Source organism: Acidovorax sp. SRI_002 (assembly GCF_057586455.1).
Window position 1 is genome coordinate 70,462 of sequence record NZ_JBYCZW010000010.1, and the last position, 20,648, is coordinate 91,109.

The window sequence follows — 20,648 nt, forward strand, 5'->3', positions numbered from 1 at the left end:
GGTCAGCGCAGGGCCAAACAAGAAGGCGGCACCGGCACTACCAGATATATCATTCCGTGATCGTTGACTTGGAGCTATTCAAATAGCAGAGAGCATTCCCCATGGACCTCAAGCAGATCGAATACTTTGTGCGCGTGGCCGAGCTGGGTAGCTTTACCCGGGCTTCTGTGGTGCTGGACATTGCCCAGCCCGCCCTGAGCCGCCAGGTGCGCCTGCTGGAGGTGGAGCTGCGCCAGAACCTGCTGGTGCGCAATGGCCGGGGTGCCACACCCACCGAGGCGGGCAAGCTGCTGCTGGAGCATGGGCGGGGCATCCTGCACCAGGTGGAGCGTGCGCGCGAAGAGCTGGGCCGCGTGCGCGGCGCCCTCGCCGGGCGTGTGGCCATCGGCCTGCCGCCCAGCATTGCCAAGGTGCTGACCGTGCCGCTGACCCGCGCCTTCCGCGTGAAGCTGCCCGATGCGGCGCTGGCCATCAGCGAAGGGCTGTCGGTGGCCATGCGCGAGTCGCTGACCACAGGGCTGCTCGACATTGCGCTGCTCTACAACACGCCCCCTGCGCCGGGCATCGAGATCACTGCTCTGCTGGAGGAAGACCTGTTTCTGGTGCAGCGCCGCGCCGTGGGCCAGAGCGAGGCGGAGGCCGATACCCTGGCCCGCACGCCCCTGCCGCTGGACGAGCTGCCCCGCTTTCCGCTGGTGATCCCCACGCGCCCCAACTCGATCCGCATGCTCGTGGAATCGGAACTGGCCGCGCGCGGCAAACGCCCCCAGATCAGCCTGGAGATCGACGGTGTGGCCGCCATCCTGGACCTGGTGGCCGATGGCGCGGGCTGCGCGGTGCTGCCCATGAATGCGGTCACCACGTCGGGCAAGCCCGAGGTGTTCATTACGCGGCCGATTCTGGGTGCGAGCATGGATGGCGAGGACAGTGCAAGGCTGCGCAGCAAGCTCTTCTTGGCAGTGAGTTCGCAGCGCCCGGCCACGCTCACGCAGCAGGCGATGGCGGAACTGATTCGCAGCACCTTGCAAGCGTTGTACAGGAGCCCCCCCTGAGGCGCTGCGCGCCCCGGTGCAGCCGCCCGAGGTGGCAGCTCTTCGCGAACGTCCAAGCCTGTACAAGCAGGCTTGGAGCAGAGGCCCATCAAAGGGACCGAGGCGTCAGCCCGCGGCCCCAGGTGATGACAAACTTTCTAACAAGCGATCCGCATAGTCCTGCCAGCGCGCGTCCTGGGGCAGACCTTGAAAGATGCCTTCGCGCGCCAGGTCGGCCACCCACTGCTGCTTGTCGGCAATGGCTGATGCCATCAGCGGCGCCATGCCTGCTTCACCCACGGTGCGGGCCGACTCGCGCATCTCTTCGGCGCGGCGCTGGCCGTGCTGCACCACGCGGCTGAAGAAGTAGCTTCCCTGCTTTTGCCAGTCGATGGACGGAAAGGTCTCAGCCAAGGTGGGCAGCACATGGTCTTCCACACCGTAGTGGCGGGCCGTTGCATAGCTCTCCATCACCAGCGCCTCCAGCCCCTTGATCATGACGCTGCGGCACATCTTGATGGCACTGGCCACGCCCAGCTGGTCGCTGACCGGCTTGGCGTCCATGCCCCACCCGTGCAACACAGGCGCCAGCGTGGCGGCGTGGGGGCCTCCGAGCAGCATGGGGACGGCGATGCCATAGGGCGGCACCGACGTCATCACCCCCGCCTCGACGTACCGGGCGCCACGCGCATGGATCAACGCGGCGGCCTGCTGCTTGGTGCCGGGGGACGCGGAATTGAGGTCCAGAAAGAACGCGCCAGGCGCAATGTGCAGCGCCACCGCCTCGGCCACCGCCAGCGTGTTGCTGGCCGTCACGGCCGACACGATGAGCTGGCGCCCGGCGCACAGGGCCGCAACGCTGTCGGCCGCAACCGCGCCCGCCACCTGTGCGTGGGCGAGCGGCTCGGGGCCCTTCGCAGGGTCGATGAACTTCAGGTCCCATACCGCCAGATCGCTCACACCGGCGTTGCGCAGGCCCGCTGCAAAGATGCGGCCCACCTCGCCGTAGCCGACGATACCCAGGCGGTCCACGCGGTCCACAGGGGGCAAGACTGGGTTCTCTTCGGTCTGCATGGTGCTATCAGGTTTCATTGCTTGGGGATGCCCGCGCGCTCCATCACGGCGCGCCAGCGGTCGATGTCGGTTTTGAGCAGGGCAGCGGCCTGCTCCGGTGTGGAGGTGCGGGGCTCGACGTTGAGCGCGCGCAGCTGCTGCTGCACAGCGGGTGTCGCCACAGTGGCCACCACCTCGCGCTGCAGCCGGTCCACCACCGCGCGCGGTGTGCGCGAGGGCACGGCCAGCGCGTTCCATGAAGCGGCCACAAAACCCTTCACGCCCAGCTCCACCGCCGTGGGCGCATCGGGCAACACCACAGAGCGCTGCTCGCCCGTGACCGCCAGCACACGCAACGCCCCGGCGCGCACCTGCGGCAAGGTGGGGCCCAGAATCTCCACGCCCACATCCACCTGCCGACCCCGCAGCGCGGTGATGAGTGCGGGCGTGCCGTTGAACGGCACCACCTGCGCATCAATGGCCGCGCTGCTTTTGAACAGCTCGGCCGCCAGGTGCTGGGTGCTCCCGATGTTGATGCTGCCGATATTGAGTTGGCCTGGATGGGCCCGCGCATGCGCCAGCAGCTGGGCCAGCGTGCGGTGGGGCGAATCGGCAGGTACCAGCACCGCGATATCGAAGAAACCCAGCGTGCTGACCGGAGCGAAGTCGGCCAGCGTGTCGTAGGGCAGCGACTTGAAAAGGCTTGCGGATACCGCCGTGCCGTTGGACAGCAGGAACAGCGTGTGCCCGTCGGGCTCCGCGCGTGCGACCGCATCGGCAGCCGCCACACCCCCGGCGCCGGGGCGGTTGTCGATGACCACGGGCTGCCCCAGCCGCGCGGCCAGCCCCGTGGCCACGGCGCGTGCAGTGAGGTCACCCACGCCGCCCGCCGCAAAGGGCACAACGATGCGCAGCGCCTTGGTTGGAAATGCGGGCTGCGCACGCAGCACGGTGCAGGGGGTGAGGCCCAGCGCGAGGAGTGCTGCCCGGCGATCCATCAGCCGACGAACTGCACCAGCCACAAGGAGATGGGCGGAAACACCAGCAGCAGCGTGGTCCGCACCACATCGCTGGCGAGGAAAGGCATTACGCCCTTGTAGCTCTCAGCGATGGGTACGTCTTTCGCAAGGCCATTGACCACGTACACGTTAAGGCCCACGGGCGGCGCAAGCAAGCCAAACCCCACCGTCATGAGCACCATGATGCCAAACCAGATGGCTGTGTGCTCCTGCGACATGCCGAAGTCCAGGCCCATGATCACCGGGAAGAAAATGGGGATGGTCAACAAGATCATGGACAACTCGTCCATCACCGCACCCAGCACCACGTAAAAGAGCAGGATGCCGGCCACCACCATATAGGGCGAAACGTTCCAGCCCTGGATCAGGCCCGCCAGCTGACCAGGCACCTGCGTCAATGCGAGCGCCGTGTTCATCATGTCGGCGCCAATGAAGATCATGAAGATCATGGCGCTGGCAGACGCGGTGGACAGGAAACACTGCTTGATTTTCTCCAGTGTCAGTTCGCGCTTGAGCAGCGCCGCAAGGAAGGTGCAGGCCACGCCTACCCCCGCGCCCTCGGTGGGTGTGAACAGGCCGCCATAGATGCCGCCAAACACCACCAGGAACACGATGGCAATGGGCAGCACTCCCAGCAGGGCCTGCAAGGACATCTTGGGAAGATCGACGGTGTGGTCCGGCGCATGGCCGGGGCGGATGCGCACGTAGATCGCAATCGCGATCATGTAGCCCAGCATGGCGATGATGCCGGGGATGGTGGCCGCAGCAAACAGCTTGGCGATATTCTGCTCGGTCAGGATGGCGTAGATCACAAGAGGCACCGAGGGCGGGATCAGAATGCCCAGCGTGCCCCCCGCCGCCAGCGTGCCGGTGGCCAGGCGGCCGGAGTAGCCGTGCCGCTTCATCTCGGGCAGCGCCACCGACGTGATGGTGGCTGCGGTGGCAATGGACGAGCCGCAAATGGCGCCAAAGGCCGCACTCGCCGCCACCGCTGCCATGGCCAGCCCGCCCTTGAAGCGCGCCATGAGCACGCTGGCAAACTGGAACAGCGCCTTGGAGATGCCTCCCTGCGTGGCGAAGTTGCCCATGAGGATGAACAGGGGGATCACCGACAGGTCATAACTCGCAAACCGCGCAAAGGCCAGGCCGTTGAGGTTGTTGAGAAACGGCGGTAGCCCTACCTGGTAGAGGTAGCCAAAGGCACCAGCGCCAAACATCGCCGCCGCAATGGGCACACGCACCACCATGAGCGCAAGCATCACACCAAAAATCGAAAGAGCGAGGGCCAGCGGGCTCATGCGGCATCCTCTTCTTCAATTTCAATGTGCGCCGGGCCGAAGGCCTGCACCAGGGCAATCACCCCCGTCAGCAACAGGGGCGGCACCATGGCAGCGTACGTGATCCATTCAGGAAACCCAAGCATCATGGTGGTGGTCATGGAGTTGCGGGCACTGAGCCCACCCGTGGCCGTGCGCCAGGCCAGCACGAGGAACATAGCCGATAGCAGCAGTGCGCCGAAGCGGTCCAGCCGGGCATTCACGGCCGAGGAGGCCCGGGCGGTGAAAAAGTCCACGATGATGTTCTGGCGGCGCAACTGGCACCAGGGCATGAACAGCGCGATCGCGGCCCCTGCGGCCACGGCCGTGAGTTCGTAGTCGCCCAGGACAGTCCAGCCCGTGGTGTTGCGGCCCACAATGCTTGCACAGGTGACCAGCGTCACCCCCGTGAGAATGACCCCGGCCAGCACCGCGCAAGCCTGGGCGAGAAACGATAGGAACTTCAAGGCAGGGTCCTGTCAAAAAATCAAACCGATCCATTCCGGTACCCACCAGAGCGGATCGGCATGGAGCAGCGCAATCGGGTGCGCCTGGCGACACCGCCGAGGTTATCGGCTGTGCTTTTCGATCAGGGCCCGCGCCTCAGCAGCAAGCTTGGCACCGTCGATGCCCTTGCCCTTCACCTCGTTGATCCAGTCGGTTTCCACACTGGCAGCCGTGCGGCGCCAGCGCTGCGTCTCGGCCAGGTCCAGGGCAACGATGTTGTTCTTGGCGCGCTCGGCAATCTGGCGGCCCACCTTGTCGCCCTCGTCCATGGCGCGGCCAAACATGGCGGCGGTCTCGATGCCGGAGTTCTTGTCGATCACGGCCTTGAGGTCCGGCGGAAGCTTGTCATAGCTGGCCTTGTTCATCGAGAACGCAAAAGTCTGCGTGTACAGGCCTTCCTTGCCAGCAAAGGTCGTGTGGTTGCGCACCAGCTCGGTCACCTTCAGCGAAGGCGTCACCTCCCACGGGATGGTGGTGCCGTCGATGGTGCCCTTGCTCAGCGCATCGGTCACGGCAGGGACAGGCATGCCAACCGGCGTGGCGCCCAGCTTGGTGAGCATGTTGCTGATGATGCGCGAGCCACCGCGCACCTTCATGCCGCGCAGGCTTTCCAGGCCGGTGACGGGCGTCTTGGTATGGAACAGGCCAGGGCCGTGGGTGTGCACGGCGATCAGCTTGACGTCCTTGAACTCATCGGCCGCGAACTTCTCGACGTATTCCTGGATGGCGCGCGAAGACGCTTCAGCGTTGCCGCTCATGAAGGGCAGCTCGAACACTTCCGTCTTGGGGAAGCGGCCCGGGGTGTAGCCCAGCACCGTCCAGGTGAAGTCCACCACGCCATCGCGCGCCTGGTCAAACAGCTGTGGCGGCGCGCCGCCCAGTTGCATGGCGTGGAACAGTTGCACCTTGATCTTGCCGCCCGAGTCGGCCTCGACCTTCTGGGCCCAGGGCACCAGGGCCTTGGCCGGGATGGTGGCCTGGGGTGGGAGCATCTGGTGCAGCCGCAAGGTCACGGTCTGCGCCATGGCACTGCCAGCCACCGTTGCCAGGGCCGCCGCCCCCAGGGCCGTCAATGCGGCGCGTCGCTTGAAGAAGTTCATTTTTTGTCTCCGGTCTCGATTTATCTGCACATCTGCGAGGCCACACCCCAGGGCCGCAGAGAATCTGCGGCATGGAGCGGGACACTGTCCCGCCCCCACTGTGCATGCAGTCGCATCCACATGCCAGTTCTATGACGGACTTTCAGCTATGCCGTAACGTTATGAAACCGGTGAAACCCGCAGACCCTGCAACCCTCGCGCTTGGTGGGTTGCCCGTCACCCCCGCCGAATGAGCGTGAGGGCGGGCATGTCGGCATGCACCTGCCCACCGGCCTGGCCCGACAAGGCTGCACGCAGGTTGCGCTGCGCGAGGCGCGAGTGCTCGCGCATGATCGCCTCGGCCCGCGCGCCCTCATGGTGCTCGATGGCGTCCAGCAGCTGGCGATGCTGGTCTTGGGCCACCACCAGCAAGTCGCGCGCCTGCGGCGAATGGGTCTGCACCATCACAAAGGCCGAGGGCGACGCAAACGGCAAGCCCTTGACCCGCTCCAGCTCCCGCGCCACCACATCGCTGCCCACCATGCGGCCCAGCAGCAGGTGAAAACGTGCGTTCAGCTCCACATAGCGCGAGAAACCCACGTCGTCCAGCGTGGAAGGGGCCAAGGTGGTGTCGATGGCATCCAGGCAGGCATGGGCGTCGGCCAGCACGGCGGCATCCACCCCGCGCTCGGCCGCCAGGCGCGCGGCCAGCCCTTCCAGCGTGCCGCGCAGCGCAATGGCGTCGGCCACATCGGTTTCGGAAAAGGTGCGCACGGCGTACCCACCCCCTGGCAGCAGCTGCAGCAGGCCCTCTTGCTCCAGCCGCATGAGCGCGGCGCGGATGGGCGTGCGCGACACCCCCAGCTTCTCGACGATGGCCAGCTCGGCAATGCGCGCACCGCCCGGCAACTCGCCCGCCAGGATCATTTCACGCAGGCGCAGCTGCGCCTTCACCGACTGCGAAGCGCCACCTTCGGCAGCGTCGCCCGGGGCGGAATCCGCCAGGAGGGGCTCAGAGAGGTTCATGTGGAGTGTGCGGAGAGATGATCAAAAAAACCATACAACCAAGGCTTGGGGCAGCCCGGCGGCCCATTAATGTATACATACAAAAACCAAATCAACTAGAAAATTCAAAAAATAGCTTCAAAAACAAGGGCATATGCGATATACCCATTCGCGATAGCTGATTTTCAACGATTGAATGTATACATCGAATGGCCTTTTTTGCACAATCCGCTTCACAACACCAAAGCGCTGAAGGCGGCCTGCGGGCCAGGCCAACAACATCCCACCACCCCACGGAGAGAGACAAGCATGTTTCCCAAAAACGCCTGGTACGTAGCCTGCACCCCTGACGAGATTGCCGACAAGCCCCTGGGCCGCACCATCTGCGGCGAGAAGATCGTCTTCTACCGCCCCGCGCCCGACCAGGTCGCCGCGCTGGACGACTTCTGCCCCCACCGGGGCGCACCACTGTCGCTGGGCACGGTGTGCGAAGGCCACCTGCAATGCGGCTACCACGGCCTCAGGGTGGAATGCACGGGCAAGTCGGTGTCCATGCCCGGCCAGCGCGTGCAAGGGTTTCCCAAGGCGCGCAGCTTTCCGGTGGTGGAGCGTTACGGCTTCATCTGGGTGTGGCCCGGCGACGCGGCGCAGGCCGACCCCGCCACCATCCACCACCTGCCCTGGGCCAACAACCCCGAATGGGCTTACGGCGGCGGGCTGTACCACATTGCCTGCGACTACCGCCTGATGATCGACAACCTGATGGACCTGACGCACGAGACCTACGTGCACTCCACCAGCATCGGCCAAAAGGAGATCGACGAGGTGCCCTGCAAGACCCGCGTGGAGGGCGACGAGGTGATCACCAGCCGCTTCATGGAAGGCATCGAAGCGCCGCCCTTCTGGAAGATGGCGCTGCGCATGAACGGCCTGCCCGACGACCAGCCGGTGGACCGCTGGCAGATCTGCCACTTCACACCACCCAGCCATGTGCTGATCGAGGTGGGCGTGGCGCTGGCGGGCAACGGCGGCTATGACGCGCCGGCGGACAAGAAGGCATCGAGCATCGTGGTGGACTTCATCACGCCCGAGACCGAGACTTCGATCCACTACTTCTGGGGCATGGCGCGCAACTTCAAGCCGCAAGACCCCTCGCTCACCACGCAGATCCGCGAGGGCCAGGGCAACATCTTTGCCGAAGACCAGGACATGCTGGAACAGCAGCAGCAGAACCTGCTGCGTTACCCCGACCGCAAGCTGCTCATGCTGAACATCGACGCAGGCGGCGTGCAGTCGCGCAAGATCCTGGACCGCATCATCGCGGCCGAGCAGGCCGCCGCTGCACCCCCGGCGGTGGCCGCATGACCGCGCAGGAAACGATCCAGGTCCGCGTCGTCAAAAAGCAGGCCGAGGCCGAAGGCATTGCCAGCTTCGAGCTGGCGCGCGTGGACGGCGCCGCGCTGCCCCCGTTCAGCGCGGGTTCGCACATCGATGTGCATCTGCCCGGAGGTTTGACGCGGCAGTATTCGCTGTGCAACGCCTCGCACGAATCGCACCGCTACCGCATTGCCGTGCTGCGCGATCCAGCGTCGCGTGGCGGCTCGGTCGCCATGCACGACAGCGTGCACCAGGGCGATGTGATCACCATCAGCACACCCCGTAACCACTTTGCGCTGCACCCCGCGCAGCGCACGGTGCTGCTGGCCGGTGGCATTGGCGTCACGCCGCTGCTGTGCATGGCCGACCGGCTGGCGCGCACGGGCGCCGACTTTGCGCTGCACTACTGCACGCGCTCTGCCGAACGCACGGCGTTTGCTGCCGAAATTGCCGCATCGGCCATGGCACCGCGTGTGCATTTCCATTTCGATGCGGGCCCGCCCGAACAGAAGCTGGACATCGCCACCGTGCTGGCAGCCCCCGGCCCCGACAAGCGTCTGTATGTATGTGGACCGGCGGGCTTCATCGACCACGTGGTGAACAGTGCCAAGGCCCTGGGCTGGGCGCAGGACCACATCCACCTCGAATACTTTGGCGCCCCTGCGCAGGACACCTCGGGCGATCAGGGCTTTGACGTGCGCATTGCCAGCACGGGCAAGGTCTACGCGATTGCGCCCGACGTGTCGGTGGTGGAAGCCCTGCGCAAGGAGGGCATCGACATCCTGACCTCGTGCGAGCAGGGCGTGTGCGGCACCTGCCTCACGCGCGTGCTGGAGGGCGAGGTGGACCACCGCGACATGTACCTGACCGACGAAGAAAAGGCAGCCAACGAGCAGTTCATGCCCTGCTGCTCGCGCGCGCGCAGCAAGCTGCTGGTGCTGGATTTGTGAAGTTGAATACCCCCTGAGTCGCCTGCGGCGCCTTCCCCCTGAAGGGGGACGACGCCCTCGCTGCGGGGCGGCCCTTGCCAGGCGTCCCCCGCGTGGGGCTCGCGAGGGTTTGGCCGAAAAACTCCTGAATTGATAGCTGCTGGCACTTATCCATCAAGCGCTAGCAGCCAATTTCACTCAAAACTCACTCTTCCACGGCCGTGCGGATCGTGTCGCGGCCGTGCCGGTCTTTGACGCGGCCCAGGTCGGTGTCGAGCGCGCGGGCCAGTTTGTCCACTGCGCCGATGAAGGCGTTGGCCATCTTGTCGGCTTCGTCGGTCACAGTGACGGGCTGGCGGCCGGTCACGCGGGCCTCGATGCGGCAGCGTTTGTCATTGGCGCCGGACTTGCCCGCATCCAGATCTGACAGAAACACCTCCAGCCGCGTGATGTGGTCCTGAAAGCGCGTGAGGCGGCTCTTGGACTCGTCCGTGATCCATTGCGCGAGCGACTCGCCGCCGTGGATGTGGTCGTCAGTGTTCACTTGTACTTGCATCAGAGTTCCTTTCAGATGACGTTACTCAGGGGTCCATGATGGCACCGCAGGCCTTGACCCCGGAAAACACATGTCAAAACATCCTCAGAACCTGTTCAAGGTCTTTTCGGGGATCGCATTGGAGTGCAATCGGGATGAGTGGATGCTTCAGATGCGCCGCATGGGCTCGTGCCCATGCAAGCAGCCGGGGCGCCAAAGCTCCGAGTTCATCGGCCCGATTTCACTCCAACCCTTCGGGCAAGTGCCTTGTGCGACCCCGAAAAGACCTTGAACAGGCTCCTACAACTTGTCCAGCGCCACGGCGGGCGACCAGTCGCTGCCAACGGGCAAGGCGCGCGCCTCTGCCACGCGCTGCTGCAGGCGCAGCGCCGCCGCATCCCCAGGCACGCGTGCCAGCACCTGCGCCAGATAGCCGCTGGCACCGTCCCAATCGCGCGCGTGGAAGGCATTGAGCGCGGCCAGGCTGGCGTCCCGCACAGCGGCATCGCCACACGGTGTGAACACACGCACGGGCTCGGTTTTTCCCTTCACGACCACATCATCGAGCGCGCGCAGAGCCACCGAGGAAGGCAGCTGCGCGGCGGTGGCGGCAGAGAGCAGGATGCCGGTGCCAAAGGCCTTGTTGGCGCCCTCCAGCCGTGCGGCCAGGTTCACCGCATCGCCAATCGCGGTGTACGAAAAGCGCTGCTCCGACCCCACGTTGCCCACCACCACCCGCCCCGTGTGCAGGCCAATGCGCATGTGGATGGGCGGCAGGCCCCGCGCACGCAGGTCGGCCACCAGCACCTGCATGGCCTGCTGCATGGAGATGGCCGCAGTCACCGCGTGCTCGGTGTGCTGCGGGTCGTCGAGCGGCGCCCCCCAAAAGGCCATCACCGCGTCGCCGATGAACTTGTCCACCGTGCCACCCGTGGCGTGCACGATGGGCGTCATGGCGTTGAAATACGCGGTGAGCACTTCCACCGTCTGCTCGGCACTCAGCTGCTCCGATAGCGTGGTGAAGTTGGCCAGGTCGGTGAACATGAGCGTGACCTCGCGCGCCTCTCCGCCCAGGCGCATCAGCTCGGGCTGCGCAATGAGGCGCGAGACCACGGCGGGCGGCACATACTGCGCAAACATCACCCGCGTCTGGCGCGCGCGCCGGCGCACAAAGGCATAACCCGCCAGCGCCGCTGCACCGTAGACCGCCAATGCCGCCGCCGCAGGCAGCAAGGGCGGCCACCACAGCTGAAAGCGCCCGAACAGCCACCACGAGGCTCCCGCTATCGCCGCCACCAGCGCCGCCGCCAGCGCTGCGGCGCCCGCCGGGTGCAGCCTGCGGTTGCCCCATAGCAGCAAGGGGACCAGCAGCGCTACGAGGGACAGCGTCCAGCCTTCGGGCACGGTGCGCAGCCCGCCGCCGGTGAGGTAGTTGTCCACCAGCGTGGCCTGCAGTTCCACACCGGGAAACAGGCGCTCGCCCCCTGCGGTGCCAAACGGTGAATTGAACAGGTCGGCCTGCGACCGCGACAACTCGGTCGCGGTGCGCGCCGAGCGCCCCACCAGCACGATCTTGTTCTTGAAGAAGCCCGCTGGCAGCAGGCCCGGCTCCAGCGCCTGGTAATACGAGCGCGTGTCAAACGTGCCGCGCGGGCCCCGGTAGCCGATCCAGTCGAAGTGGCGCAGCACCGGCAGCTTGCCGCGCGCCTCGGCCGCGCGCTGGGCCAGCCGCAGGGCAAAACCCTCGCGCGCCACGGGCACACGGCGCACCACAAAGTCATCGTCGGGCTCCACCCCGGCATCGCCCGCATCGGCTCCGGCGTCCAGAAACCGCTGCAGTGGCATCACGTCCAGCCACAGCGCAGCGTTGCTGCTGTCGATCTTTTCACGGGTGGCGGCCAGCACCACGGGGCCGGTCTCTGCGATGGCCTGCGCCAGTGCGGCATCTTCGGCTTCGGTTGATGGGTCGGCGAACACGATGTCCAGGCCCACAGCGGCGGCACCCTCGTCGTGCAAACGCTGCAAAAGCGCTGCATGCACGCTGCGCGGGAAGGGCCAGGTGTGTTGCAGCTCTTGAAACGTAGGTTCGTCAATCGCCAGGATCACCACGGGCAGCGCCGTGCGCTGCGGCGCAGTCCAGGCCGTGAGCACGTCGAAGGTCTTGAACTCCAGCGCGTGCCAGGTGCGGCTGAACGTGGCCGCCCCCACCAGCAGCAGCGCCAGCGCGCAGGCTGCCAGCGCGTAGACCTGTTGCTGGCGCCGGACCGCTGGTGATGCGGAATCAGAAGCGGTAGCGCGCGTCCAGAACATACCGGGTCTTTCTGCGGTCTGACTTCGGCGCCCACAGGTTCAATGCGGCCACGCCCACCACCCAGTGTTTGTCCTGCGATTCCCAGAAACCCATCAGGTCCAGGCCCCAGCCGGGCGCCATGCGCGTGAGGTTTTCCTTGTCTTCAAAACGCTCCGACCGGTACACCGCACGGCCGCTGACATAAAACCGCTGCGGGCTGACCCAGGTGGCGCCCAGCACTGCGGTGTGGCGCGGAATGTAGGGGATGCGCCCTGCCGGCCCTTCCGTGTCGTAGATATGGCTTTCGCTGCCCTGGTAGAGGTACTTGGCGTAGCCCGACCAGCGCCGGTTGAACATATGGTTGACACCGGCACCCAGTGTCTTGAGGGTGCCAGCGTCGAAGCTGGGCGTGTCTTCCAGCAGATCGGTGGTGGAGAGGTTGACCAGCTGGACGTTGCGCATTTCTTCCAGGAACGGCAGGCTGGGGGTGCGCAGGTCTACGCCCACGGTACCGGGGTTGCGCACACGCAGATGGTCTGCACGCAGGCTCAGGAACGTATTGGCTCCCAGTTCCATGCCCAGTTGCGCCACGGTGCGCTTGTGGCGGCCACCAGCTTCCACCAGCCGGTCTTCCACGGGAATGCCTGCAGTTTCCACGCTGGTGAGGGTGGAAACGCTGAGTGGCCGCAGCCAGTCCTGGTAGGCCATGCGCACGGTGGTGCCTGCGGCGGGTTGCCACACCATGCCTACGCGGGGGGTGACGACGCGCTCCATCTCTGCGCGGCCAGCATTTTCTTCGGTAAGTACATCAAGGTTCGCCAAGTAGTAGCTGGTGAGGCCATCGACGCGGTGGCGAATCTGTTGAATCCCCAGTGCGGCATCCAGATTCAACGCAGCGTCCAGCCGCTGGGTGGTCGCCAGAGTAAGGCCGGTGTACCGCCGGTCAATCCGGTTGTAGCCCAGCGCAATCAAATAGTCCGTGTAAAGCCCCACGCCGGGGATGTCGGCCGCCACCACGGTTTCGCCTGCCAACACATTGTTCTGCCGCTCACGCACGTGCTCAAGTGCAAGGCTCCAACGACTGCCCGGTGCCGTGTCCAAAGTGTGGCGCAATTGCAGATCGGTCAACTGTTTGCGTGGTGCAGTGCTGAAGCCCGTCACCGTCACCAAAGGTGGGTCGATATACGCCGTGGGGTAACGCAGATACTCGTTGTTTTCCACACTGCGGCCCAGCTTGATCCATGTCTGCTCCGTCGGCCCCCAGCGGTACGCTAGGCCCAAAGCGCCTTGGCTGTTCGTGTTGTCAATGGACGTCTCAAACAGATTCTGGCTCCGCATACGTGCCTCGAACTGGTTCACATAGGCAAAGAGATTGATGCGCTCCGTAGGCTGCATGCCAACACCTGCAGTCACGGCGCGCCCGGTCAGATCGCCATAACCGCCCCGCACCGCCGGGGCCTGATTGTTCAGCAGATCAAAAGGCAACTCGCTCACGCTGACCGACTGCGCTTTGAAGAACCAGGAAGTGGGCACATAGCTGTTGTTCATGCCATTGAGCGTGATGGCGGGTGCACGCGACCGTGCATCCTCCTTGTCCAGCGTCACCCCCACCGCCCCATGCGCCCCGGGTTGCTGCAGCAGCGACGAATACCGCTGGCTCGCCCCAAACGCCATCGGGTCTGTGAGGAAACCCTGGAACAGCGCCGAGTTCTTGTTGAACTCGCCCGCATACCGGTCTGCCAGGAACAGGTGGCTTCCGCCCCAGTACGGATAGAAGCTCTGCTGCGCCAGTTCCAGCGCCCAGTCTTCCATGCCAAAGAAGGCCATGGAGGCACCCAGGTTGGCGCTGCCTTTCTGGTCGTTGGCGACCTGGTTGAGCGACTTGAGGTAGGGCATGCGTTGCACCGCTGCGCGCGCAGCCTCCACGGCTTCGCCGGGCTGGAACAGGTCGGTGTGGATCTGCGCCAGCAGCATGTAGGGCACGGGGTCCTTGTCGTCCAGGCTGCTGGCCTGGCGCAGCGTGGCCAGAGCGTCCTGGTGGCGGCCGAGCTGGTAGTACGCCACGGCCGTCCAGGTCTTGGCGCGGGCGTAGCGGGGCTCCATCACACCCGCGCGCAAAAAGGCATCCAGCGCGGCCTGAGGGTCGCCCTGCTTGAGGTGCAGCAGCCCCTGGCCGGTGAGTGCCACGTAGTCCGCCGGGTTGTCGCCCAAAGCGGTGGCAAAGGCCTGGCCCGCCTCGGTGAACTGGTTGGTGAAGGTTTCCAGCGTGCCCAGTTCGCCCCAGGCGCCGGGGTTTTGGGGCGACAGCGCCAGCGCCTGCTGCAGATTGGCGCGGGCGGGGCGGGCGTCTTCGCGTTCGGTGTGGGCACTGCCCAGGCCCTGCCAGCCCCGGGCGTCTTGCGGCGCGAGCTGCGTGGCCTCGGTGTACGCACTCAGCGTGCCGGGGGCATCTCCCCGGCGGCGGGCCAATTCAGCCCGCACCATCGCAAGCTCTGCATGCGCCGTGCCCTGTGCCGGGGCCAGCGTGGCGGTGGCCTCGTCCACGCGGTCGCTCAGCAGTTGCACCCGGGCCAGCTGGGCCACCAGGGCCGGGTGCGCGGGCCAGCGCTGCAGGGCGGCGCGCAGCGTGGTGGCCGCAGCGGCCGCGTCGCCTTCCATGAGCAACACGTCCGACTGCATGAGCCAGACCGGCAGCGGGGCGGCCGGCGTGGCCGCCTGGCGGGCCAGCTGTTCGCGCGCAGCGAGGACATCGCCCGCCTGCAGCGCGATGGCAGTCTCCATCACGGCCACCCAGGGTGCGGGTGCGCTGCCGTTTGCTTTCGCCTGCGCCAGCGCGGCACGCGCGGCGGGCAGATCGCGGGCCACCAGCGCGGTGTGCACCGGGGCCAGCGCTTCGGGCACGGTCTCGGCGGCAAGGTGCGGCAGCGGGTCGGCGCGCAGGGCGTTGACCCACTGGATGCGGTCGCGCGGCTGGCTCAGCACCAGCTTGACCGGTGCCTTGCCCACTTCGGCATAGGCGGCCTCGTTGGCGCCCACCGACACCTGCCCCTGCGCATTGGAGAACTCCACCGTGCCCGACAGCACGGTCAGCAAGGTGCGGCCGTCGTCCTCCACGCTGATGTCCCAGTCGGTGCCCCGGATCGCCGCCGTGGCCGCCGGGGTTTCCAGGTTCAGCCGGGAGCCATCGGCGCGGCGCGTCTGCGTCCAGGCCCGGCCCGCGTTGAGCAGCAGCGTGGTCACCGGCTGGGCGGGTGTGGCCACGCCCTTGACCTGCAGCACCGTGTTCTGGTGCAGGCGCAGCTGGGTGTCGTCGGCAAACAGCAGGGCCATCCGCGCGGCTTGCCGGGTGCGCACGAAATCGCCCGTGGCGAGGGCCTGGGCCGGGCGAGCGGGCTGCCAGTCGGCTGCAGCTGCGGCACGCTGGTCGCCCGTGCCCTGCAGGCTGACGATCTCGGCGGCAGCACCTGCTGGCACAGCGGCCTGGGCCAGCAGCGGCCAGGCCAGGGCGGTCAACGTGGCCAGCGCCGTGAGCGCGGGCAGGCAATGCTTCTTGTGGGACATGTCGTGGGCTTTCGGGGAAGGCTGGAGGGGCACCACCTGGCGCAGCCTCCCTGGCGCCCGGCGAGCCGAAATTATGGCCAGCCCACCGCCCCAACCGGCCTCTTGCGAGACACCGCACGGTTGCATTTTCATGAAGAAAGCCACATTTCGTAGCACTGCTTTACCGGCGGCAGGCCTCGCGCGGTCCTGCACGGCCCCTTCCTACAGACGTGGCGCGGGGGCGGTGCTACAAATTGGTAACCCAAGATTGCATTGATCACACGCCCCGCGCGTGTTCCCTGGAGCCCACCACCCATGCCCGCCGCCCCCCGCCTCAAGATTGGCCTGTCCGCCTGCTTTCAACACGCCGACCCCGCCCGCCCGTTGTTCACCGGCAAGACGCTGCAGTACGTCGAGCAGTCCATCGCCCACTGGCTCATGTCGGCCGGTGCCATGGTGGTGATGGTGCCCTGCCCCACGGGCGAGACGGCACGCGGCGACGTGACGCTGGACCACTATGCCGAGTGGCTCGACGGCATCGTGATGCACGGTGGCGCCGACGTGTGGCCGGGCAACTATGGCGAGGAGCCCCTGCGCGAGGAGTGGGTGGGCGACCGCGTGCGCGACCTGTACGACCTGGCCGTGGTGAAGGCCTTTGCCCAGGTGGGCAAGCCCATCTTCGGCGTGTGCCGGGGCCTGCAACTGATCAACGTGGCCTTTGGCGGCGCGCTGTACCAGGACATCGAGACCCAGCACCCCGGTGCGCAGCAGCACCGCAACGCCAGCACCTACGACCAGCACTTTCACGACATCCACATCCTGCCCGACTCGCACCTGGCCAAGCTGTACCCCAACATGCCGCGCGCGCGGGTCAACAGCATCCACCACCAGGGCATCAAACGCGTGGCGCCCGAGTTTGTGGTCGAGGCCCTGAGCGAGCCCGACGGCGTGCCCGAGGCGATTCGCCTCAAGCCCGCGCCAGGGCGCGGCTACATCGCCGCCACGCAATGGCACCCGGAGTTCCACAAGCAGGGTTCAGACACGCTGGACGACACGGCCATCCTGAATGACTTTCTGGCGGCGTGCGAACAGGCCAAGGCCCACCCACGGCCGGTGCTGCGCCCCGCGCCTTCGTTGCGGGAACGGGCGGCGCGGCGGCTGCGAAAGGCGCTGTCACGGCAGCGCGACTGACCCTGCGGGTCAGGCTCCTTCCACAGGCAACACAGCGGCCAAGACATCTTGCAGCTGCGCCCGCAGCCAGCGGTGTGCCGCGTCTTGCTGGTAGCGCACATGCCAGATCAGGTACATGGGCAGACTGGGGCAGGCCACGGGCACCGGCACACCCGCCAGCGCGGCCAACGCGGTACGCCCCATCAGCGACGGCGCTGTAGTTAGCAGCGAGGTGCCCCGCACAAACGCGGGCAGCGCGGCAAAGCCGGGCACGCGCACCACCAGGCGGCGGCGCACGCCACGTGCTTCCAGTTGCCGGTCCAGTTCCAGCCCCCGGTGCGCCTCGTAAGCCACCGTGGCGTGGTCCGCCGCCAGGAACTCCGCCTCTGAGGCCGGAGCGCTGCGCACGGCCGGGTCATAGAACACGCGGTATTGGTCTTCAAACAGACGCTTCTGCACGATGTCGGTGCCCTCGGGCGGGCGGGGGCTGATGACCAGTTGGCACGCGTCAGACCGCAGCAGCTCGGCACTGGGCGCGCCGCTGGGCACGACGCGCAGCGTGACGCCCGGTGCGGCAGTGCGCAGGCGCGCGGCCAGCGCGGGCAAAAGCAGGTCGCGCTGAAAGTCGTTGGCGGCGATGGTCAGCTCGGTCTGCCAGGCGCTCGGGTCAAACTCGGCCCCTTGGGCAAACCGCTGCATCTGGTGCAGCATGTCGCGCGCGGGCTGGGCCAGGGCCTCGGCCCGGGCGGTGGGCACGATGCCGCGCCCGCGCTTCACAAACAGCGGGTCGCCGGTAATGGCGCGCAGCTTGTCGAGCAGGTGGCTCACGGCCGACTGGGTGACGCCCAGGCGATCAGCCGCCGCCGTGATGCTGCCCGTCTCCAGCACGGCCAACAGCAGCTTCAGCAGGTGCCCGTCCAGCGCTGATCCATCGAATTTGCTCATGCATTCAATGATCTTGGGCCCCTTCATCTTTGGCAATGCCGTCGCGACACTGCGGGCTGACTTACATCAAGCCCCGGAGACTTCCATGCCTTCCCGCAACCCCCCGATCCCCGGCACCACGCCGTTCGATGGCGACCAGGCCCGCAAGGGCTATGCGCTGAACAAGATGTGCTTTTCGTTCAACGACGAGGCCAACCGCAAGGCCTTTCTGGCCGACGAAGAGGCGTACATGAAGCAATACGGCCTGAACGAGCAGCAGGCCGCCGCCATCCGCGCCAAGAACGTGTTGCAGCTGATTGCCGCGGGCGGCAACGCCTATTACCTGGCCAAGTTCGCGGGCATCTTCAAGCTGGACATGCAGGACATCGGCGCGCAGCAGACGGGCATGACCAAAGACGAATTCAAGGCCAAGCTCGTGGCCGCAGGAAAAGACTGAGCCCCCACGCTCCCCACTGCGTGTGGTTCGCTGCCCCCCCGGGGGCCGCAGGCGGCTTGGGGCGGCCCGGCGCCGCCTGAGGCGACACACGCCACAACAACCTTCATCAGGAAAATAACATGGCACAACTCATCGGCGGCCTCGGCACCTCGCACATCCCGGCCATTGGCAACGCCATCCACAAGGGCCTGCAGAACGAGCCCTACTGGAAGCCCTTCTTCGACGGCTTTCCGCCCATTCGCCAGTGGCTGGGCGAGAAGCAGCCCGACGTGGTGGTGATGTTCTACAACGACCACGGCCTGAACTTCTTTCTCGACAAGATGCCCACCTTTGCCGTGGGTGCGGCGGCCCAGTACAACAATGCCGACGAGGGCTGGGGCATCCCCACGCTGCCGCCCTTTCCGGGCGAGGTGGACTTGTCGTGGCACCTCATCAACACGCTGATCGACCAGGAGTTTGACGTGACCACCTGCCAGGAGATGCTGGTGGACCACGCCTGCACACTGCCGCTCAAGCTCTTCTGGCCCGAGGGCGATTGCCCGGTGTCGGTGGTGCCGGTGTGCATCAACACCGTGCAGTTTCCGCTGCCCTCGGCCAGGCGCTGCTACGCGCTGGGCAAGGCCGTGGGCCAGGCCATCCAGAGCTGGGACAGCGACAAGAATGTGGCGGTGATTGCGTCGGGCGGCCTCAGCCACCAGCTCGATGGCGAGCGCGCGGGCTTCATCAACAAGGCGTTTGACCTGCAGTTCATCGAGAGCCTCGCCACCAACCCCGAATGGGCCACGCAGTTCAGCGTGCACGAGCTGGTGGAAAAGACCGGCACCCAGGGCGTGGAGCTGCTGATGTGGCTGGCGATGCGTGGGGCGCTGGCCACCGCCAGCGCGGGCGTGCGGCGCGTGCACAGCAACTACCACATCCCGATCTCGAACACGGCGACCGCAGTCATGGCACTGGAAACGGTCTGACCTCGTCAAGTTCAAGCCTTTTTGGCTGCCTGCACCTATCCATCATGCGCAAGCAGCTATCAATTCAGGAGTATTGACCTCCGCCAGCTTTCCCACAGGCTGGCGTCAGGCATTGTATTTACTGTAAATTCATACAGTGAATTTACAATCCAAACTCGCCATCCTGGCCGACGCCGCTAAGTACGACGCCTCGTGCGCATCCAGCGGTGCTGCGCCGCGCAACTCGGTGGACGGGCGCGGCATGGGGTCCACCGAGGGCATGGGCATCTGCCACAGCTATGCGCCGGACGGGCGGTGCATCTCGCTGCTCAAGATTCTGCTCACCAACTTCTGCCAGCACGACTGCCTGTACTGCGTGAACCGCGTGACCAGCAACGTGCCCCGGGCGCGCTTCACGGTCGATGAGGTGGTGCAGCTCACGCTCGATTTCTACCGCCGCAATTGCATCGAGGGGCTGTTCCTGTCCAGCGGCATCATCCAGAGCCCGGACTACACCATGGAGCAGGTGGTGGAGGTGGCCCGCGTGCTGCGCGAAGAGCACGACTTTCGCGGCTACATCCACCTCAAGACCATCCCCGATGCAGCGCCGGAGCTGATGGAGCGGGCTGGCCGTTATGCCGATCGCCTGTCCATCAACATCGAGCTGCCCACGGCCGAAGGCCTCACGGCCCTGGCGCCAGAAAAAGACAGCGCCGCGATTGACCGCTCCATGGCCCGCATGGCGGTGCACATCGGCGAGTCGCGCGCCGCGCGCCGCGCGCAAAGAGCAGGCTGCACAGGCCATCGTGTCGATGCCCCAATCGCGCACCACGCGCCGGGCCAGCGTGCCGCACTTTGCGCCCGGCGGGCAGAGCACGCAGATGATCGTGGGGGCCGATGCCACCAGCGACCGCATAATCCTCGCCACCAGCGCGCGGCTGTACGGCGTGCACCGGCTGCGGCGCGTGTACTACTCGGCCTTCAGCCCCATCCCCGACGCGGCCCGCGCCCTGCCACTGGCCGCGCCACCCACGGTGCGCGAGCACCGGCTGTACCAGGCCGACTGGCTGATGCGCTTTTACGGTTTCACCCACGACGAGATCGTGCCGCCCAGCCAAGGCAACCCAGGCAGCCAGGCCGGCATGCTGGCGCTGGACATGGACCCCAAGCTGGCCTGGGCGCTGGCGCACCGCGAGCGTTTTCCGGTCAACCTCAACACCGCCCCGCGCGAACTGCTGCTGCGCGTGCCCGGCTTTGGTGTGCAGACGGTGGAGCGCCTGCTGGCCGCGCGCCGCGTGCGCCGCCTGCGGCATGCGGACCTGGCGCGGCTGCATGTGCCGCTGAAGAAAGTGCTGCCCTTTGTGGAAGCGGCCGACTACCGCCCCGGCCGTGCGCTGGACGCTGCCGACCTCGCCGCGCAGTTGACGCCGCCGCCGGTGCAGCGCAGCCTGTTCTGAGCTGGAGCGGCACGG

16 protein-coding genes and 1 pseudogene are annotated in these 20,648 nt (G+C 66.4%); 7 read left to right on the forward strand and 10 right to left on the reverse strand.

Annotated features, from left to right (window positions below):
- Positions 1 to 101: 101 nt before the first annotated feature.
- Positions 102 to 1,052, forward strand: coding sequence for a LysR substrate-binding domain-containing protein (locus AC2YJX_RS24080; RefSeq protein ID WP_055398484.1), 951 nt, complete (start codon positions 102 to 104; stop codon positions 1,050 to 1,052).
- Positions 1,053 to 1,157: 105 nt separating this feature from the next.
- Here the strand turns inward: AC2YJX_RS24080 and AC2YJX_RS24085 are convergent, their stop codons facing one another.
- The 6 genes from AC2YJX_RS24085 to AC2YJX_RS24110 form a co-directional block, all read right to left on the reverse strand.
- Positions 1,158 to 2,105, reverse strand: a complete 948-nt coding sequence (locus tag AC2YJX_RS24085) for an NAD(P)-dependent oxidoreductase (protein ID WP_055398485.1) — start codon at positions 2,103 to 2,105, stop codon at positions 1,158 to 1,160.
- 14 nt (positions 2,106 to 2,119) lie between these two features.
- Positions 2,120 to 3,082, reverse strand: coding sequence for a Bug family tripartite tricarboxylate transporter substrate binding protein (locus AC2YJX_RS24090; protein WP_055398486.1), 963 nt, complete (start codon positions 3,080 to 3,082; stop codon positions 2,120 to 2,122).
- Entirely contained in the window at positions 3,082 to 4,401 is a 1,320-nt protein-coding gene (locus AC2YJX_RS24095) for a TRAP transporter large permease (protein WP_055398487.1), read from the reverse strand. The genes AC2YJX_RS24090 and AC2YJX_RS24095 overlap by 1 nt, the downstream gene beginning before the upstream one ends.
- Complete coding sequence (locus AC2YJX_RS24100) at positions 4,398 to 4,886, reverse strand: TRAP transporter small permease (RefSeq protein ID WP_121421517.1); 489 nt, start codon at positions 4,884 to 4,886, stop codon at positions 4,398 to 4,400. The genes AC2YJX_RS24095 and AC2YJX_RS24100 overlap by 4 nt, the downstream gene beginning before the upstream one ends.
- 102 nt (positions 4,887 to 4,988) lie before the next feature.
- Positions 4,989 to 6,026: a TRAP transporter substrate-binding protein gene (locus AC2YJX_RS24105; RefSeq protein WP_055398489.1), complete on the reverse strand. Its 1,038-nt coding sequence runs from the start codon at positions 6,024 to 6,026 to the stop codon at positions 4,989 to 4,991.
- Positions 6,027 to 6,242: 216 nt separating this feature from the next.
- Positions 6,243 to 7,031 (reverse strand): GntR family transcriptional regulator, encoded by a 789-nt coding sequence (locus AC2YJX_RS24110; protein WP_055398490.1) that lies wholly within the window; start codon positions 7,029 to 7,031, stop codon positions 6,243 to 6,245.
- 288 nt (positions 7,032 to 7,319) lie between these two features.
- On the opposite strand from AC2YJX_RS24110, the gene AC2YJX_RS24115 reads away from it, so the two are divergent.
- Positions 7,320 to 8,375 (forward strand): aromatic ring-hydroxylating dioxygenase subunit alpha, encoded by a 1,056-nt coding sequence (locus AC2YJX_RS24115; protein ID WP_055398491.1) that lies wholly within the window; start codon positions 7,320 to 7,322, stop codon positions 8,373 to 8,375.
- Positions 8,372 to 9,337: a PDR/VanB family oxidoreductase gene (locus AC2YJX_RS24120; RefSeq protein WP_487257483.1), complete on the forward strand. Its 966-nt coding sequence runs from the start codon at positions 8,372 to 8,374 to the stop codon at positions 9,335 to 9,337. The genes AC2YJX_RS24115 and AC2YJX_RS24120 overlap by 4 nt, the downstream gene beginning before the upstream one ends.
- A gap of 184 nt (positions 9,338 to 9,521) precedes the next feature.
- Here AC2YJX_RS24120 and AC2YJX_RS24125 read toward each other — a convergent pair whose 3' ends face one another.
- From AC2YJX_RS24125 to AC2YJX_RS24135, 3 genes are all read right to left on the reverse strand, one after another.
- Positions 9,522 to 9,872 carry an HPF/RaiA family ribosome-associated protein gene (locus AC2YJX_RS24125; protein WP_055398493.1) on the reverse strand — a complete coding sequence of 117 codons (351 nt, stop codon included), beginning with the start codon at positions 9,870 to 9,872 and terminating at the stop codon, positions 9,522 to 9,524.
- A gap of 279 nt (positions 9,873 to 10,151) precedes the next feature.
- Positions 10,152 to 12,161 carry a CHASE2 domain-containing protein gene (locus AC2YJX_RS24130; protein WP_487257484.1) on the reverse strand — a complete coding sequence of 670 codons (2,010 nt, stop codon included), beginning with the start codon at positions 12,159 to 12,161 and terminating at the stop codon, positions 10,152 to 10,154.
- Positions 12,133 to 15,702 carry a TonB-dependent receptor domain-containing protein gene (locus AC2YJX_RS24135; protein WP_487257485.1) on the reverse strand — a complete coding sequence of 1,190 codons (3,570 nt, stop codon included), beginning with the start codon at positions 15,700 to 15,702 and terminating at the stop codon, positions 12,133 to 12,135. Before AC2YJX_RS24135 ends, AC2YJX_RS24130 begins: the two co-directional genes overlap by 29 nt.
- A gap of 294 nt (positions 15,703 to 15,996) precedes the next feature.
- On the opposite strand from AC2YJX_RS24135, the gene AC2YJX_RS24140 reads away from it, so the two are divergent.
- The gene (locus tag AC2YJX_RS24140; protein ID WP_121421524.1) at positions 15,997 to 16,872 is read left to right on the forward strand and encodes a gamma-glutamyl-gamma-aminobutyrate hydrolase family protein; all 876 of its coding nucleotides are present in this window, start codon (positions 15,997 to 15,999) and stop codon (positions 16,870 to 16,872) included.
- Positions 16,873 to 16,881: 9 nt separating this feature from the next.
- Here the strand turns inward: AC2YJX_RS24140 and AC2YJX_RS24145 are convergent, their stop codons facing one another.
- Complete coding sequence (locus AC2YJX_RS24145; RefSeq protein ID WP_487257568.1) at positions 16,882 to 17,805, reverse strand: LysR family transcriptional regulator; 924 nt, start codon at positions 17,803 to 17,805, stop codon at positions 16,882 to 16,884.
- Positions 17,806 to 17,881: 76 nt separating this feature from the next.
- Here AC2YJX_RS24145 and AC2YJX_RS24150 point away from each other — a divergent pair, with 76 nt between their 5' ends.
- From AC2YJX_RS24150 to AC2YJX_RS24160, 3 genes and pseudogenes are all read left to right on the forward strand, one after another.
- Entirely contained in the window at positions 17,882 to 18,232 is a 351-nt protein-coding gene (locus tag AC2YJX_RS24150; RefSeq protein ID WP_426305533.1) for a protocatechuate 4,5-dioxygenase subunit alpha, read from the forward strand.
- 119 nt (positions 18,233 to 18,351) lie between these two features.
- Positions 18,352 to 19,197, forward strand: coding sequence for a class III extradiol dioxygenase family protein (locus AC2YJX_RS24155; RefSeq protein WP_487257486.1), 846 nt, complete (start codon positions 18,352 to 18,354; stop codon positions 19,195 to 19,197).
- 136 nt (positions 19,198 to 19,333) lie between these two features.
- Positions 19,334 to 20,633: pseudogene (locus AC2YJX_RS24160) on the forward strand (putative DNA modification/repair radical SAM protein).
- The last annotated feature ends 15 nt before the right edge of the window (positions 20,634 to 20,648 follow it).

Coding starts and splice junctions, on each gene's coding strand:
- AC2YJX_RS24080 (WP_055398484.1), top strand. CDS start 102: ATGGACCTCAAGCAGATCGAATACTTTGTGCGCGTGGCCGAGCTGGGT.
- AC2YJX_RS24085 (WP_055398485.1), bottom strand. CDS start 2,105: ATGCAGACCGAAGAGAACCCAGTCTTGCCCCCTGTGGACCGCGTGGAC.
- AC2YJX_RS24090 (WP_055398486.1), bottom strand. CDS start 3,082: ATGGATCGCCGGGCAGCACTCCTCGCGCTGGGCCTCACCCCCTGCACC.
- AC2YJX_RS24095 (WP_055398487.1), bottom strand. CDS start 4,401: ATGAGCCCGCTGGCCCTCGCTCTTTCGATTTTTGGTGTGATGCTTGCG.
- AC2YJX_RS24105 (WP_055398489.1), bottom strand. CDS start 6,026: ATGAACTTCTTCAAGCGACGCGCCGCATTGACGGCCCTGGGGGCGGCG.
- AC2YJX_RS24110 (WP_055398490.1), bottom strand. CDS start 7,031: ATGAACCTCTCTGAGCCCCTCCTGGCGGATTCCGCCCCGGGCGACGCT.
- AC2YJX_RS24115 (WP_055398491.1), top strand. CDS start 7,320: ATGTTTCCCAAAAACGCCTGGTACGTAGCCTGCACCCCTGACGAGATT.
- AC2YJX_RS24120 (WP_487257483.1), top strand. CDS start 8,372: ATGACCGCGCAGGAAACGATCCAGGTCCGCGTCGTCAAAAAGCAGGCC.
- AC2YJX_RS24125 (WP_055398493.1), bottom strand. CDS start 9,872: ATGCAAGTACAAGTGAACACTGACGACCACATCCACGGCGGCGAGTCG.
- AC2YJX_RS24130 (WP_487257484.1), bottom strand. CDS start 12,161: ATGTTCTGGACGCGCGCTACCGCTTCTGATTCCGCATCACCAGCGGTC.
- AC2YJX_RS24135 (WP_487257485.1), bottom strand. CDS start 15,702: ATGTCCCACAAGAAGCATTGCCTGCCCGCGCTCACGGCGCTGGCCACG.
- AC2YJX_RS24140 (WP_121421524.1), top strand. CDS start 15,997: ATGCCCGCCGCCCCCCGCCTCAAGATTGGCCTGTCCGCCTGCTTTCAA.
- AC2YJX_RS24150 (WP_426305533.1), top strand. CDS start 17,882: ATGCCTTCCCGCAACCCCCCGATCCCCGGCACCACGCCGTTCGATGGC.
- AC2YJX_RS24155 (WP_487257486.1), top strand. CDS start 18,352: ATGGCACAACTCATCGGCGGCCTCGGCACCTCGCACATCCCGGCCATT.